Raw genomic sequence first — 15,052 nt, forward strand, 5'->3', positions numbered from 1 at the left:
ACGGCGGCGCGGCCGGACAGCCGGGGTCTGACCGGGGTGAGCGGGAGGGCCATGAGGGGAGCCCGTCCCGGCTCAGCCGTCGACGCGCGTGGTCGCGGACACGACGGGTCTGGCCATGGTCGGGCTCCGATCGGCTCGTGCAGGTCGGCCGGCTCGCCGGGCGAGGCCGCCGCCTTCCTCCGGGGGGTGTCGAAGGCATCAGCCTTCACCCGGAGGCCGGCGGCGAACAGATGCAAATGTCATCGCCTGGCCCGTGAATCCCGCCGGTTCAGCCCGTCCTGCGGATGGCCAGGCCGTGGTCGCCGCCGGCGGCGATGAACGTCAGCCCCGGCCCCCAGGCGTTCGGCCTCGGCGGCATCGGCACCGGGACGCCGGTGCCCGTCTGGCCGGAGTTGTACTGCCCCCAGCCTGTGGGCGGCTAGTTCACGCGGGTGACCCGGTTCAGGGCGGGAGCGGGCAGCGGGCTCTTGGCCCGGATGTAGGACTCGAACGCCTCGATGTCGCGCACCTTCTCCACCCGCTCGGTGCCCTCGGTCAGCACCGAGAAACCGTCGCCGCCGGTGGCGATGAAGGAGTTGGCGGTCAGGCGGTACTTCGCGGCCGGGTCGACGACGGCCCCGTTGAGCTTGACGGTGGCCGGGTCGATCTTGTCGCAGGCGGGCCTGGCGTTGTCGTAGGTGTAGGTGAGGCCCTGTGAGACGCCGAGCACGCGGGCGGTGCCCTGACCGCACCACTGCTGCTCCAGCAGCCGTTCGAGCTGGGCGCCGGTGAGCGTCATGGTGACGAGCATGTTGCCGAACGGCTGCACGCGCAGGGCCTTGCCGTGCGTCACCAGGTTCGACATCTCGTTGCCGGTGGGGTTGACGATCAGGTCGCCGCCGATGCCGCCGCCGTAGGGCGGCTGGACGGCGATCTGGGCGCCGCCGTTCTCGGCCGCGGAGGTGGCGAACAGGCGGGCGTCGGCCAGGGCGTGGCCGACGGTGGACTCGCCGGCGGCGTTGCGCTGGGCGGTGAGGTCGCGGGCGAGCAGGCCGACCGGCCGGTCCAGCAGCTTCTGCGCCTGCTCGTCGGTCTTGCGGCGCAGGGCGGCGATCCGGGCGTCGGGCTTGACGTCGTGGGTGACGGTGACGTTCTCGGCCTTGCTGGAGGTCGGGTTGCCGGTGGCCCGGTCGACGGTCAGGACGATCTTGGTGAGCTCGCGCGTGTGGGCGGACGTCTGCGTCACCGGAATGCCGTTGACCAGGCAGTTGTACGGGTTGTGCGTGTGCCCGGAGATCACGGCGTCGACCTCGGGGTCGAACTTCTGCACGATGTCCTTGATCGGCCCGGCCAGGTTGTTGCACTCGTTGGGCAGGCCGCCGCCGGTCTGCCCGCCGCCCTGGTGGATCAGGACCACGATCGTCCGCACGCCCTTGGCCTTGAGCTCGGCCGTGTAGGTGTTGACCGCCTCGGCCTCGTCGCGGCCCTCCAGCGGCTTGGTGGGGCCGGGGGCCTCGTTCAGCGCGTTCTTGAAGTCGACGCCGATGATGCCGACCTTGACGCCCTTGACCTCCTTGACGATGTACGGCGTCAGGGCGGGCTTGCCGGTGGTGGTGTCGACGATGTTGGCGCCCAGGTAGGGGAACTCGGCGCCCTTGAAGTTCGGCAGCGCGCACCCGTCGATCGGGTGGCAGCCGCCGTTCTCCATCCGGCGGAACTCGTCGATGCCCTCGTCGAACTCGTGGTTGCCGACGGCGGAGGCGTCCAGGCGCATCAGGTTGAGCGCCTGCATGCCCGGTTCGTCGTGCAGGGCGGTGGCGTTCATGGTGCTGGAGGAGTAGTTGTCGCCGGCCGAGAGCCGCAGCGTGCCGTTGGGGTTGTCGCGCTGGAGGCGGTCCATGTGGGCGGCCAGGTACTCGGCCCCGCCCGCCTCGACCGGCCCGGACGGCGTCATGGCGAAGCTGGTCGGGAAGCCGGAGTGGAAGTCGTTGAAGGCCAGTAACTGGATGTCCACGGCGTCGGCGCGGGCGGGCAGCAGGCTGGTGCTCCCGAGCACCAGCGCCAGGAGGAGGTTGCGCATGGCCATGAAAGTGACATAGTCCCAACGAGTCACACAAGAGGGAAATTTTCTAACATTGGATGTCGAATGTGAACTATTGACATAGCTTGCGGGAAGCGGGAGGGTTCCTCCCATGTCACCGATCCTGGCCAGAATCCGAGGGATCGAGCCCACCCTCACGGCCACCCACCGGCGCATCGCCGAGACGATCCTCGCCGAGCCCGCCACCGTGGCCGCCTCGACCATCGGTGAGCTGGCGGAGCGGTGCGGGACCTCGCTCACCACCGTCACCCGCTTCTGCCGGCAGCTCGGCCTGGCCGGCTACCCCGAGCTCAGGCTGGCCCTCGCCGCCGAACTGGGCCGCAACGACGCCACCCCGCGCGAGCAGGGCCTGATCGCCTTCTCCCCGGACGACCCGGCGAGCCTGGTGCTGCGCAGCCTCCTGTCCAGCGACATGCGCGCGATGGAGGAGACGGCGGCCCAGCTCGACCTGGCGGCCGTGGACCGGGCGGTGGACGCCCTGGTGCGGGCCCGGTTCATCGACTTCTTCGCGGTCGCCGGCAGCGCGGGGGTGGCCATGGACCTGCACCTGCGACTGCACGCCATCGGCCGGCCCGGCGCGCTGTGGACCGACGTGCACAGCGCCGTCTGCAGCGCCAACGCCCGCGACCGCAAGGACGTGGCGCTCGGCATCTCGCACTCGGGCACCACGGCCGAAGTCGTCGAACCGCTGGCCATCGCCAGGGAACGCGGCGCCACCACCATCGCGCTCACCAACTTCCCCCGCAGCCCGCTGGCCGAGGCGGCCGACATCGTGCTGACCACCGCCGCGCAGGACACCCCCTTCCGGGCCGGCGGGGTGGCCGCCCGTCACACCCAGATGCTCGTCCTGGACTGCCTCTACATCGGCGTCGTCCAGCGCACCCACGAGACCAGCAACCAGTTGCTCACCGCCGCCACCCACGCGGTCAGCAAGCACCGCCTGCCCCCACGCTAGGAGCCACCCATGCGCCTTGCCGCCGCCGCTGTCGCCTTGGCGATGGCGGTCACCGCCTGTGCCCCTTCGGCCACGACGAGTGCCGACCCCGGCAAGATCACCCTCTCGGTCTGGGGCTGGGGCCCCGAGGCCAACTACGACAAGATGTTCGCCGAGTACGAGAAGCTGAACCCCGGCATCGACGTCGACGCCCGCTCCTTCACCACGGCCACCGAGTACGACACCATCCTGTCCACCGGCCTGGCCGGCGACAGCGGCCCCGACCTGGCCTGGCTGCGCGCGGGCGCCAACCTGCAACCGCTGGTCGAGGCCGGCCGGCTGCTGCCGCTCGACACCAAGGACGTGCCCGGCCTGGCCGCCTACGACGAGAAGGTCCTGCGCTACGCCAAGGGCGACAAGGACGGCAAGGTGTACGGCGTGCCGTTCGCCGTCCAGACCCTCCAGGTGATCTACAACAAGAAGATCTTCGCGGACAACGGCCTCACCCCGCCGAAGACGTACGCCGAGATGATCTCGGCCGCCGACAAGCTCAAGGCCAAGGGCATCGTGCCGTTCGCCTTCGGCGGCAAGGACGACTGGATGCTGCCGGTCGTGGCCGCCATCTTCGGCACCGCCCACTGGGGCGGCGACACGTTCCTCGCCGACGTCAAGGCCAAGCGCAAGAAGTTCGCCGACCCGCGCTTCGTCGAGGGCATCGACCAGCTCAACAAGCTCAAGCCGTACTTCCCCGACGACATGGCCGGCGTCTCCTACACCGACGCGCAGATCCTGTTCTCCTCCGGCAAGGCCGCCATGTTCCCCGGCGGCCTGTGGGAGCTGAACTTCTTCGGCGAGAACGCCAAGGGCGTCGACCTGGGCGTCTTCACGCCACCCGTGCCCGACGGCGAGGGCGTCATGCCCGGCTTCACCGACGGCTCGTACGGCATCAATGTCAAGACCAGGCACAAGGCCGAGGCACTGAAGTTCGCCGCCTGGCTGGCCTCCAAGGACTACGGGCAGCTCTTCACCGACACCCTGCGCATCTTCTCCGCCGTGCCCGGCGTCACCCCCAAGGACCCCCTGCTCGGCGAGGTCTCCACCACCTTCGCCCAGCACGGCGGCACCTACTTCATGAACGAGTTCGCCTACGGCAACCCGACCTCGGCCACCGTGTTCTCCAAGGCGCTGCAGGAGATGCTGCTGGGCCGCATCAGCGCCAAGGAGGCCGCCGAGCAACTCGACAAGAGCGTGTCCACATGGCTCTAGCCACGCGGCGGGGATCGTCGTACGTCTTCCTGATCCCCGCCTTCCTCCTCTACTCGGCCTTCGTGGTCTATCCGCTGTTCACCGGGCTGACCTACAGCTTCTTCTCCTGGAAGGGCACACTGCGCGACCAGCCGGTCGGGCTGGGCAACTACGCGAACCTGCTGTCAGGCGCCTTCCTGGACCAGCTCCTGCCGGCTCTGGGGCACAACGTCCTGCTCTTCGCCGGCAGCATGGTGGTGCAGAACACGCTGGGCCTGGCCTTCGCGCTGGCGCTGTTCCGCGTACGGCGCGGCAAGCGGGCCCTGCAGACCATGTTCGCGCTGCCGTACCTGGTCAACCCGCTGGTCATCGGCTACCTGTGGACCCTGCTGCTCAGCCCCGCCTTCGGCCCGGTCAACGCGCTGCTCAAGCCGATGGGCCTGGCGATGCCGTGGCTGGGCGACCCCGGCACAGCGCTGCCGACCGTCATCCTGATCACCACCTGGCAGTGGGTGGGCTTCCCGATGCTGCTGTTCAGCGCCGCGCTCGGCGGCATCCCGCAGGAGTACGCCGAGGCCGCCAGAACCGACGGCGCCGGCTCCTGGCAGGTGTTCTGGCGCGTGACGCTGCCGCTGCTCAGGCCCGCCATGGCCACCGTCACCATCCTGAGCTTCATCGGCAGCATGGGCACCTTCGCCCTGGTCTACGCCCTCGGCGGCTCCAACGGCGCCCCGGCGGGCGCGACCGACGTGCTCGGCCTGCTGTTCTACCGGACCGCCTTCGCCTCGGGCGACGTCAACGCGCTGGGGACCTCCTCGGCGCTGGCGGTCTTCATGTTCACCTTCATCTTCGGCTCGACGCTCCTGCTCGAACGGGTCCTGAGGAGGAATCGATGAGGACCCCGCCCGGACGGGTCCCGAGGAGGACATCATGAGGGCTCTGGCGATCCGTGTCCTGCTGTGGGGCTACGCCGTCTTCTCCATGTCGCCGCTGCTCGTCATGCTGCTCAGCTCGCTCCGGCCGACCAGCGAGATCTTCGACCAGCCGCTCGGCTGGCCCAGCGGGCTCGGCAACTACGCCAAGGCGTGGACGGACGCCTCCTTCTCCACGTACGTGGTGAACTCGTTGATCGTCGTGGTCTGCTCGGTGCTGCTGGGGGCCATGGTCTCGTTGCTGGCGGCCTACCCGCTGGGGCGCCGGGAGTTCCGGGGGCGCGGGCTGTTCGCCGCCTACTTCGTCTCCGGCATGACGCTGCCCGCCCACCTGGGCGTGCTCCCGCTGTTCTACCTGCTGGAGAGCATGGGCCTGGTGGACTCGCTGGCCGGGCTGGTGCTGGTCTACGCGGCCGGGTCGGTGCCGTTCAACGTCTTCGTGCTGACCGCGTTCTTCCGCCAGCTCCCGCACGAGCTGGACGAGGCCGCCGCCCTGGACGGCGCGGGGCCGTTCGCCACCTTCTGGCACGTGATGCTGCCGCTGGTACGGCCCGCGCTGGCGACCGTGGTGGTCTTCCAGTTCGTGCCGATCTGGAATGACTTCTTCTACCCCCTGGTCCTGATGCGGGACGAGAGCAAGCTGACCCTGCCGGTCGGCCTCACCCACTTCTTCGGCCAGTTCCAGAACGACTGGGGCACGCTCTTCGCCGGCCTGGTGATGACGACGATCCCCCTGGTCGTGCTCTTCATCCTGGCCACGCGCCAGATCGTCGCCGGGCTGACCGCCGGCATGAACCGTTGAGGACAGTTTTGATGGATCTTGTGATGGCCTTCGCCGACGAGGCACGCTCCCGATTGGACCGCCTGACGGCCGAGCAGTTGCCCGCCATCAGGCGCGCGGGCACGCTGATCGCCGCGACCGTGCGCGCCGGGGGCGTCCTGCACGCCTACGGCACCGGGCACTCGGAGGCGGTGGCGCTGGAGGTGGCCGGACGCGCGGGCGGGCTGATCCCGACCAACCGGCTCACCCTGCGCGACCCGGTGGTGCTGGGCTCGGCCGATCCCGGCGAGTTCGACCCGCTGGCCGAGCGCGACCCGCTGACCGCGCGCCAGGTCCTGGCCCTGCACACGGTGGAGGACGCCGACGCGTTCGTGATCGCGTCCAACTCCGGCGGCAACGGCTCGACCGTGGAGATGGCCCGGCTGGTCAAGGAGCGCGGGCTGCCGCTGATCGCGATCACCTCGCTGGCCCATTCGACCGCGATCACCTCGCGCCATCCGTCGGGGGAGCGGCTGTTCGAGCTGGCCGACATCGTGATCGACAACCTGGCCCCGTACGGCGACGCCGTCCTGCCGACCGAGCACGGCCCGGTCTGCGGCATCTCCTCGATCACCTCGGCGCTGATCGTGCAGCTCATGGTGGCCGAGGCGATCGGCGAGCTCCAGGCGGACGGCCTGGTCCCGCCGGTCTACCTGTCGGCCAACATCCCCGGCTCGGACGCGCACAACGACGCCCTCGTGGCCCGCTACGCCGGCCGGATCAGGACGGGCGCGCTGTGAGCCTGACGATCGCCGCCTTCTGGCCGCCCCCGCCGCACGAGACGACGGCCGCCCGCTACCGGGAGATCGCCGAGGCCGGGTTCGACCTGGTCATCACCGGCAACTACCTCGGCGACCGGGTCATCCTGCGGCACGCCCTGGCCCTTGCCGAGGAGGCCGGGCTGGGCGTGCTGGTCGCCTCGGACCCGCGCGTGGACGTCCTCATGCGCGACCTGGACGTGGACCCGGCGCCGCTGATCGCCCGGGTCGTCGAGGAGTACCGCCCGTTCCGCTCCTTCCGCGGCGTCGGGCTCATGGACGAGCCGGTGGCCGAGCAGTTCCCGCGGGTGGCGGCCGGGGTCGCCGCCGTGCGGGCGGCCGGCGCGTTCGCCTACGTCAACCTGCTGCCGGGGCACGCCACCGGCCCCTACGACGCGTACGTGGGGGACTTCGCCCGGCTGGTCCGCCCGGACGTGCTCTCCTTCGACCGTTACCCGTTCCTGGCCGACGGGTTCGACGAGGGCTACCTCGCCGACCTGGCCACCGTACGGGAGCACGCCCGCAGGGCCGGGCTGCCCGCCTGGATGCACGTGCAGACGCTGGCCTACGACGGCCACCGCGAGCCGTCGGCCGCCGAGCTGGCCTGGCAGGTCAACACCGCCCTGGCCTACGGGTACACCGGCATCCAGTACTTCACCTACTGGACGCCCGACCCGGCACGCGGCGAGGGCTTCCGGCCGGGGCTCATCGGCGGGGACGGCGTGCCGACCGAGCGCTACGGCATCGTGCGCGACCTCAACACCCGCTGGTTGCGCCCGGTGGCGGCCGAGCTGACCGGGTGGACGTCGGTCGAGCACGCCGGCGACGTCCTGGTGGGCCACTACGGCGAGGGGCGGCGGTTCGTCTGCAACGCCCGCTTCGACGGGCCGACGGAGGTCACACTCGACGGGATCACGCAGGCGTTCGACCCGGCGAGCGGCTCCTACCAGGCGTGCGGCGCCACCTTCACGCTCGCGCCCGGCGCGGCGCGGCTGGTCCGGTGATGCTCTTCGCCGGCGTGGACGCGGGCGGCACCACGACCCGCGCCGCCGTCCACGCGGCGGACGGCACCAGGCTGGGGCACGGCACCGCCGGCCCCGGCAACCCCGCCGCGCACGGGCCCACGGCGGCCCGCGTGGCGATCGGCCAGGCCCTGCGGCGCGCGCTCGACGGCCTGGACCCGCGGTCGGTGGCCGCCTCGGTGGCCGGCGTCGCGGGCGGGGACGACTCCTTCGCCGCGACGCTGGCCCGGACCTGGGCCGAGTGCGGCCTCGGCGCGCCGCCGCGCATGGTGGGCGACGTCGAGGTCGCCTACGCGGCCGGGACCGCAGCGCCGTCCGGCACGCTGCTGCTGGCCGGGACGGGGGCCGCGGCGGCCCGCTTCTCCGGCCGGGCGGTGACGGCGGTGGCCGACGGGCTCGGCTGGCTGCTCGGCGACGAGGGCGGCGGCTTCTGGATCGGCCGGGCGGGGGTGCGCGCGGCCGTCCACACCCTGGACCGCTCTCAGGAACGCGCCCGCGACAGCGTCCGTGACTGCACCCGCGACAGCGCCCGGGACAGTGTCCGGGCCAGGCTCCGTGACAGCCCTCAGGACCGCGGGCTGGATCGCGGTCTGGACCCGAGCCCGGCGTTCGGGCCGCTGGTGGAGCTGGTGAGCGCGCACTTCGGCGTGGCGGGTGAGCCGCGGCGCCGGGCCGACCGCATCGTCCGGCTGGCGCAGGCCGACCGGATGCTCGTGGCCGCCGCCGCGCCGCTGGTGTCGCGGGCGGCCTCCGCCGGGGACGAGGACGCGGCCGGCATCGTCGCCGAGGCCGCCCGGCGGCTGACCGCCACGGCTGCCCGGCTGCCCGGCGACGGGCCGCTGGTGCTGGCGGGCGGCGTCCTGACCACGGACGGCCCGGTCCGCGCCGCCGTCCTGGCCCGGCTGGCCGGGCGGCAGGTGACGACCGCCCGCGACGGCACGGCCGGGGCGTGCTGGCTGGCCGCCCTCGACCGGCTGGGCGAGCGGGCCGTCCACGAACGGTTCATCGCCTCCGGCGGATGATGACCTGACAGGACGCTCTCAGGGCTCGACGGTCAGGCGGACGCTCACCACGTCCCCCACGGCGAGCCCTTCGGCCGTGCGCACGCCCGCCTTGACCGGCACGAGGTAGCGGCCGTCCTTGGGGAACAGCGACGTGCGCCACCGCGTCGCGCGGATCTGGGCGGTGACGGGGATCATGCCCCAGCCGTAGCTCACCGAGCCGGCCGTCATCGCCAGGTCCTGGCATTCCTCGTCGGGGACGGTGACGAAGTGCCAGGGCGCGGGCCCTCTCCAGAACCACACCTCGCCGCTGAATTCCATCTGCATCGGCCCAGGATAGAAGCGCCCCTCCGGCCCCGGCAGCCCCGCGCGGCCGGACCGGCCTCAGCCGGGCGGCTCCACGGCCGGACCCTTGGTCGGGCCCGTCTCAGCCGGGTGGCTCCTCGGCCGGGAACAGGATCGGGCTGACCAGATGGCGGGTGCGCTCGGGCGCGGGCGGGTTGCCGATCCTGGGCACGAGCGCCGCGCGCAGGTCGGCGATCAGGGCCGCGCGCTCGTCGGGGCTGAGCCAGATCGCGTGCTGGCGGTAGCCGACCAGGTCGGCGGCCGGATCGGCCTGGTCGCGGTCGAGGTAGGCGTTGAACTCGGCCAGCAGCGTCGCCATGGCCACGGCGAAGGCGCGGCGGTGGTCGTCCGGGGAGGCCGCGGCGGCGGTCTCGGCGTCGACGGCCGCCCGCGCCGGGCGCAGCCGGTACCGGCGCTCGACGGCCCCGCGTACGCGCTGCTCGCCCTCCACGTCGAGCAGCCCGCTCTCGGCCAGCAGGCCGACGTGCCGGTAGACGGTGGCCTTGGACACGTCGGGCAGCAGGTCGCACAGGCCGGAGGTGGTCAGCGTGCGGCCGCCCGACATGGCGTGCACGATGCGCAGCCGTACGGGGTGCAGAAGCAGGTCCACCGTGTCCATGGACGTACGATCTCACACCTGCTACCTTTCTCAAACCTGAGAAAGGAAGAGACCATGACCAACCACGCCCTGGACACCCCGCCACTGGGCCGCCTGTACGACGTCGCCGGCCGCCGGATCATGGTGCACCGCTCGGGCGCCGGCGGGCCGCCCGTGGTGTTCCTGCCCGGTGCCGGAGCCGTCGGCCTGGACTACCTCAACGTGCACGACCGCGTCGCCGAGCTGACGACCAGCGTGCTCTACGACCGGGCGGGCACCGGCTGGAGCGAGCCGGTCGAGCTGCCCCGCACCGCGGCCGAGGTCACCGACGAGCTGCGCGAGACGCTGACGGCGGCGGGCGTGCGCGGCCCGTACGTGCTGGCCGGTCACTCCATGGGCGGCGCCTACGCGCGCCACCACGCCCGCCGCTTCCCCGGCGACGTCGCGGCACTGCTGCTGCTCGACCCCTTCCACGAGGACATGGCCGCCCGCGCGCCGCGGCAGGCGCGCGAGATGCTCGACCAGATGAAGGACCAGGCGCTCCCGGAGCCGACGCCGGAGCAGCTCGACGCCGCGCGACCGGCCGTCACCCGGCTGCTGGCCGCCTGGCCGGACGGCGCGCGCGAGGCCCTGGTCGACCATCACATCTCCGCCTGGCGTACCGGCTGGCTGGAGGGCCGCAACCTCTACGACCAGGTCTCCGAGGAGTTCAGGACCGCGCCGCCGGACCCCGACGTGCCGGTGATCGTGCTGTCGGCCATGGGGGCGGACGCCACCCAGTCCCAGCTCTGGCCCGAGGACGTGCTGCGCGAGATCAACGCCGGCAAGCTCGCCCTGCACGCCGAACTGGCGGCCTCCTTCCCGCGCGGCGAGCACCGCGTGCTGGACGACGCCGGGCACGGCTGGCTGCACGAGGAACGGCGGGACGCCGTGCTCCAAGCCCTGGCCGACCTGCTGCGGGCCCTGTGAGGCTCAGGGCCGCAGCGCCTTGAGCGTCAGGTCGACCAGCGCGTCGGCGTACTGCGGGGTGAGCGGGCCGGAGCGCAGCAGCCAGCGCTGGTAGAGGGGGGCGTAGAGCAGTTCGAGCGCCAGGTCGAGGTCGGCGTCGGCGGCGATCTGCCCCGCCCGCTGGGCGCTGCGCAGGCGGGCCTTCTTGGCCTCGTCGACCGGGCCGGCCAGTTTCTCCCGGTATTGGGCGGCCAGCTCGGGGTCGCCCACGATCTCCAGGTTGAGCGCCCTGATCGGCGCCTCGAAGCCTGGGTCGGCGAACTCCGCCACGGTGGCCCGCATGACGGCCTTCAGGTCGGCCTCGATGTCGCCCGTGTCGGGCAGCACCACACCCTGGTCGCCCTCGCTCAGCGCGAGGAAGGAGTCGAAGACCACGGCACCCTTGGAACGCCACCACCGGTAGATCGTCTGCTTGCCGACGCCGGCCCGCGCGGCGATCGCCTCGACGGAGACCTTGGCGTATCCCACCTCGGACACCAGCTCCCTGGCGGCTTGGAGGATCGCCTGCCGGGAGCGCTCGCTGCGGCGCGCGGGATCGGGCTTCTTCACGCCGGTCATCATACACCCTAAACGAGACGATACGGTTCGTCTTGACAGACGGTGGTCCTTGATGGACACTGACAGACCTATGACGAGACGAACCGTCTCGTCTTGAACGAATGAGGAGGCGAGAGCGCATGCGCGTTTGGTTCATCACGGGCGCGTCCCGAGGGCTGGGCCGGGCGTTCACGGAGGCCGCCCTGGACAGGGGCGACCGGGTCGTGGCCGCCGCCCGCGACGTCGGGCCGCTGGCCGAGCTGGAGACCCGGTACCCGGGCGCTCTGGTGCGCCTGCCGCTCGACGTCTCCGACCGCGCGGCGGTGCGGGCGGGCGTGGAGAAGGCGGCGGCCGCGTACGGCCGGCTCGACATCGTGGTCAACAACGCCGGCGGCCTGCTGTTCGGCATGCTGGAGGAGGCCACGGAGGAGCAGATCAGGGCCCACTTCGACGTCAACCTGTTCGGCGCGATCTGGGTCACCCAGGCGGTGCTGCCGTACCTGCGCGCCCAGGGGTCCGGGCACATCCTCCAGGTGACGTCGATGGCCGCGGGCGGCGGCGTCGCCGCGGTCGGCCTGTACGCGGGGGGCAAGTCGGCGCTCGACTCGATCACGCAGGCGCTGGCCATGGAGGCCGAGCCGTTCGGCGTCAAGGTCACCAACCTGCAGATGGGCGGCTACGACACCGGCCTGTTCACGCTGGGCACCACGGCCACCGAGCCCGACCCGGTCTACGACGGGCTGCGGGCCGAGCTGGCCGCCATGTGGGGCGAGGACGCCGGCCCGCCGGCGGCCAACGCCGCGCCCGTCGTCATGGAGCTGGTGGACCTGCCCGAGCCGCCGCGCCGGCTGATCGTCGGCAGCCGCTCCTACGACCTCGTCCAGCAGATGGACGAGGCCCGCGGCGCGGAGTACCGCGCCTGGGAGCACCTCAGCCGCAAGGCCGACGGCTGACCCGCCTCTTGGAAGCGGCCCGCGACACGCCTCTGACCTGCGGTGATGGCGACCGAGAGGCCGGGGCGGGGCGGAAGTGGGCCGGGGCTTGTCGTGGTTCCGGCACAATTGCGGGTGTGCGAGTCGGATTGCTTGGGCCGTTCGAGGTCCGGAACCCTGAAGGAACCACGGTCGAGGTTCCGGGCGTCCGGCTGCGTGCGTTGCTCGCCGCCCTCGCCCTGGAGCCCGGCCGGATCGTGACGCGTGCGCGGCTGGTCGACTGGATCTGGGGGGCGCGGCCGCCCGCCGACGAGATCAACGCCCTTCAGGCGCTGGTGTCCAGGTTGCGCAGGTTGCTGCCCGAGGGCGTGATCGAGGCCGAGTCCGGCGGCTACCGGCTGGCCGTGCCGCGCGAGGCGGTCGACGTGTGCCGGTTCGAGCAGCTGATCGTCCAGGCCCGCTCCGCCGAGCCCGCCGACCGGGCCGACCTGCTGCGCTCGGCCCTTGAGCTGTGGCGTGGCGCCCCCATGTCCGACATCGTGATGCAGGACAGCGACACCTTCGACGCCGTGGTCACGCGGCTCGACGACCTCCACGTCGACGCGATCGGCGACCGGGTCGAGGCCGACCTCCGGCTCGGCCGGGGCGCGGAGCTGGTCTCCGAGCTGACGGGGCTGGTGGCCGCGTACCCGCTGCGTGAGGGGTTCGTGGCGGCGCTGATGCGGGCGCTGGCCGAGGCGGGCCGCGGCAACGAGGCGCTGACCGTCTACCAGCGCACCCGCGAGCGGCTGGCCGAGGAGCTGGGCGCCGACCCGTCGGCCGAGCTGTCGGCGCTGCACACCGCGCTGCTCCGCGGCGAGCTCGGAGAGCGGGCCGACAACCGCAGGACCAACCTGCGCGCCGAGCTGACGAGCTTCGTCGGCCGGCACGACGACGTCGCCGCGGTCGCCGGTCTGGCCGCCAGGTACCGGCTGGTCACCCTGACGGGGGCGGGCGGCTCCGGCAAGACCCGGCTGGCCACCGAGACCGCCCGTACGATGCTCGCCGAGCTGCCCGACGGCGCCTGGCTGGTCGAGCTGGCCCCCGTCCGGGCCGGCGGCGAGCTGGCACAGGCCGCCCTCACCACGATCGGCCTGCGTGACCAGGGGTTGCTCGGCGGCGCGCGGGGCGGCGACCCGATGGACCGGCTCATCACCGCGATCCGCGACCGCGCGATCCTGCTGATCCTGGACAACTGCGAGCACGTCGTCGAGGCCGCCGCGGCCTTCGCCGACCGGCTCCTGGGCGAGTGCCGCGGCCTGCGCGTCCTGGCCACGAGCCGCGAGCCGCTCGGCATCACCGGCGAAGTGTTGTGGCAGGTCGAGCCGCTCACGCTGCCCACCGAGGGGGCAGCGCCCGCCGAGACCGGGGCCTCGCCCGCGGTGCGGCTGCTGCGCGACCGCGCCGACCTGGTGCGCAAGGACATCGGCTCCGACGCGCCCACCCTGGCGGCCATGGCGCGCATCTGCCGGGCGCTCGACGGCAACCCGCTGGCCATCGAACTGGCCGCGGCCCGGCTGCGCACGATGTCCGTCGACCAGCTCGCCCGCCGCCTCGACGACCGCTTCCGCCTGCTGACCAGCGGCAGCCGTACGGCGCTCGCCCGGCACAAGACGCTGCGCGCGGTCGTCGACTGGAGCTGGGACCTGCTGAGCGAGGCCGAGCGCGGCGTGCTGCGCCGGATGTCGGTGTTCTCCGGCGGGGCGAGCCTGGAGGCGGCCGAACGCGTCTGCGGCGACGAGTCCTTCGCCGGTGAGCAGGTCTTCGACGTGCTGACCGCGCTGACCGAGAAGTCGCTGCTGATCACCGACGACGAGGGCGCCCCGCGCTACCGGCTGCTCAACACCATCAGGGAGTACGCCGCCCACCGGCTCGCCGAGGCGGGGGAGGCCGAACGGGCCCGGCGGGCGCACCTGGCCTACTTCACCGAGCTGGCCGCGACCGCCGACCCGCACCTGCGCCGGGCCGAGCAGCTGGAGTGGCTGCTCGTGCTCGACGCCGAGCACGACAACATCATCACGGCCGTGCGCGGGGCGATCGCCGAGGGGTGGGCGCACGAGGCGATGCGCCTGGTCGGAGCCGCCGGCTACTACTGGTTCCTCGGCGGCCACCGGGCCGAGGGCGCCGAGCTGAGCGTCGCCGCGGCCTCGCTGGAGGGCGAGGTGCCCGACGAGGTGCGGGCGATGGCGTCCCTCATGGTGACCATGTTCCTGACCTCGGGTGTCGGCGGCGACCAGTTCCAGGCGCGGGAGTGGATCCAGGAGGCCCACCGGCTGACCTTGAGCAGCGGGTCTCGTCACCCGCTGCTCGGGTTCGCCGCGCTGTTGGAGCGTACGCTGCAGGGCCCGGCGGCGTTCCTGCCCGCGTTCGAGCCGCTGATCGCCGACGCCGACCCGTGGGTGCGGGCGCAGGCCAGGCTCACCCGCGGGCGGTTCCGGCTCACGCTCGGCGCCGACGAGACCGACGTCGACGTCGACGCCGAGACCGCGCTCGCCGAGTTCCGCGCGCTGGGCGACCGCATGGGCATCTCCCTCGCGCTGACGTTCCTGGCCGACCGGCTGGCCATGCGCGGGGACTTCGTCCGCGCCTGCGAGTGTTACGCGGAGGGCGCCGTGGCGCTGACCGAGGTGGGCGCGACCGAGGACGTCGTGGGCGTGCGGGCGCGGCAGGCCCAGCTCCACTGGATGCTCGGCGACGAGCGGAGCTGGGGGGGGGGGGGGGGCCCGGGGGGGCGGGCCCCCCCCCCGCGGGGGTGGGCCGGCGGCCCGGGCGCGGCCGGGGGGCACAGGGGGCGCCCCCGC

General features: G+C 72.7%; 15 protein-coding genes. 11 read left to right on the forward strand and 4 right to left on the reverse strand.

Translation table 11 applies throughout. The annotated features are described in order from the left end of the window. The first annotated feature begins 284 nt into the window (after positions 1 to 284). A complete protein-coding gene (locus ABZ815_RS19335; protein WP_357699591.1) occupies positions 285 to 422 on the forward strand; it encodes a hypothetical protein in 138 nt (45 codons plus the stop codon). Here the strand turns inward: ABZ815_RS19335 and ABZ815_RS19340 are convergent. Then, positions 419 to 2,059, reverse strand: coding sequence for a bifunctional metallophosphatase/5'-nucleotidase (locus ABZ815_RS19340; protein WP_357699593.1), 1,641 nt, complete (start codon positions 2,057 to 2,059; stop codon positions 419 to 421). The two genes, ABZ815_RS19335 and ABZ815_RS19340, sit on opposite strands and share 4 nt — an antisense overlap. Positions 2,060 to 2,171: 112 nt before the next feature. On the opposite strand from ABZ815_RS19340, the gene ABZ815_RS19345 reads away from it, so the two are divergent. Genes ABZ815_RS19345 through ABZ815_RS19375 form a run of 7 tightly spaced genes read left to right on the forward strand, consistent with a single transcriptional unit; the run spans position 2,172 to position 8,813 of the window. Beyond that, on the forward strand, positions 2,172 to 3,035 hold the full coding sequence (locus ABZ815_RS19345; RefSeq protein ID WP_357699595.1) for a MurR/RpiR family transcriptional regulator: 864 nt from the start codon (positions 2,172 to 2,174) through the stop codon (positions 3,033 to 3,035). Positions 3,036 to 3,044: 9 nt separating this feature from the next. Then, the gene (locus ABZ815_RS19350; RefSeq protein WP_357699597.1) at positions 3,045 to 4,280 is read left to right on the forward strand and encodes an extracellular solute-binding protein; all 1,236 of its coding nucleotides are present in this window, start codon (positions 3,045 to 3,047) and stop codon (positions 4,278 to 4,280) included. Then, complete coding sequence (locus ABZ815_RS19355) at positions 4,271 to 5,155, forward strand: sugar ABC transporter permease (RefSeq protein WP_357699599.1); 885 nt, start codon at positions 4,271 to 4,273, stop codon at positions 5,153 to 5,155. The genes ABZ815_RS19350 and ABZ815_RS19355 overlap by 10 nt, the downstream gene beginning before the upstream one ends. 34 nt (positions 5,156 to 5,189) lie before the next feature. Further along, positions 5,190 to 5,993, forward strand: a complete 804-nt coding sequence (locus ABZ815_RS19360) for a carbohydrate ABC transporter permease (protein WP_357699601.1) — start codon at positions 5,190 to 5,192, stop codon at positions 5,991 to 5,993. 11 nt (positions 5,994 to 6,004) lie between these two features. Next, complete coding sequence (locus ABZ815_RS19365; RefSeq protein ID WP_357699603.1) at positions 6,005 to 6,751, forward strand: SIS domain-containing protein; 747 nt, start codon at positions 6,005 to 6,007, stop codon at positions 6,749 to 6,751. Next, positions 6,748 to 7,773: a hypothetical protein gene (locus ABZ815_RS19370; RefSeq protein WP_357699605.1), complete on the forward strand. Its 1,026-nt coding sequence runs from the start codon at positions 6,748 to 6,750 to the stop codon at positions 7,771 to 7,773. The genes ABZ815_RS19365 and ABZ815_RS19370 overlap by 4 nt, the downstream gene beginning before the upstream one ends. Continuing rightward, a complete protein-coding gene (locus tag ABZ815_RS19375; RefSeq protein WP_357699607.1) occupies positions 7,773 to 8,813 on the forward strand; it encodes a BadF/BadG/BcrA/BcrD ATPase family protein in 1,041 nt (346 codons plus the stop codon). The genes ABZ815_RS19370 and ABZ815_RS19375 overlap by 1 nt, the downstream gene beginning before the upstream one ends. 18 nt (positions 8,814 to 8,831) lie before the next feature. On the opposite strand, the gene ABZ815_RS19380 is transcribed toward ABZ815_RS19375, so the two are convergent. Continuing rightward, positions 8,832 to 9,119 carry a DUF1905 domain-containing protein gene (locus tag ABZ815_RS19380; RefSeq protein ID WP_357699609.1) on the reverse strand — a complete coding sequence of 96 codons (288 nt, stop codon included), beginning with the start codon at positions 9,117 to 9,119 and terminating at the stop codon, positions 8,832 to 8,834. Positions 9,120 to 9,219: 100 nt separating this feature from the next. Then, positions 9,220 to 9,756, reverse strand: coding sequence for a helix-turn-helix domain-containing protein (locus ABZ815_RS19385; protein ID WP_357699611.1), 537 nt, complete (start codon positions 9,754 to 9,756; stop codon positions 9,220 to 9,222). 54 nt (positions 9,757 to 9,810) lie between these two features. Between ABZ815_RS19385 and ABZ815_RS19390 the strand changes: the two genes are divergently transcribed. Beyond that, entirely contained in the window at positions 9,811 to 10,704 is an 894-nt protein-coding gene (locus tag ABZ815_RS19390; protein ID WP_357699613.1) for an alpha/beta hydrolase, read from the forward strand. A gap of 3 nt (positions 10,705 to 10,707) precedes the next feature. On the opposite strand, the gene ABZ815_RS19395 is transcribed toward ABZ815_RS19390, so the two are convergent. Further along, positions 10,708 to 11,301, reverse strand: a complete 594-nt coding sequence (locus ABZ815_RS19395; protein WP_357700087.1) for a TetR/AcrR family transcriptional regulator — start codon at positions 11,299 to 11,301, stop codon at positions 10,708 to 10,710. A gap of 119 nt (positions 11,302 to 11,420) precedes the next feature. Here ABZ815_RS19395 and ABZ815_RS19400 point away from each other — a divergent pair, with 119 nt between their 5' ends. Beyond that, positions 11,421 to 12,233 carry an SDR family NAD(P)-dependent oxidoreductase gene (locus tag ABZ815_RS19400; RefSeq protein ID WP_357699615.1) on the forward strand — a complete coding sequence of 271 codons (813 nt, stop codon included), beginning with the start codon at positions 11,421 to 11,423 and terminating at the stop codon, positions 12,231 to 12,233. Between the two features lie 116 nt (positions 12,234 to 12,349). Continuing rightward, positions 12,350 to 15,052 (forward strand): BTAD domain-containing putative transcriptional regulator (locus ABZ815_RS19405; protein WP_357699617.1); only part of this gene is annotated, 2,703 nt, incomplete at its 3' end.

It is taken from the genome of Nonomuraea sp. NPDC047529, from assembly GCF_040642995.1.
GTDB lineage: Bacteria > Actinomycetota > Actinomycetes > Streptosporangiales > Streptosporangiaceae > Nonomuraea.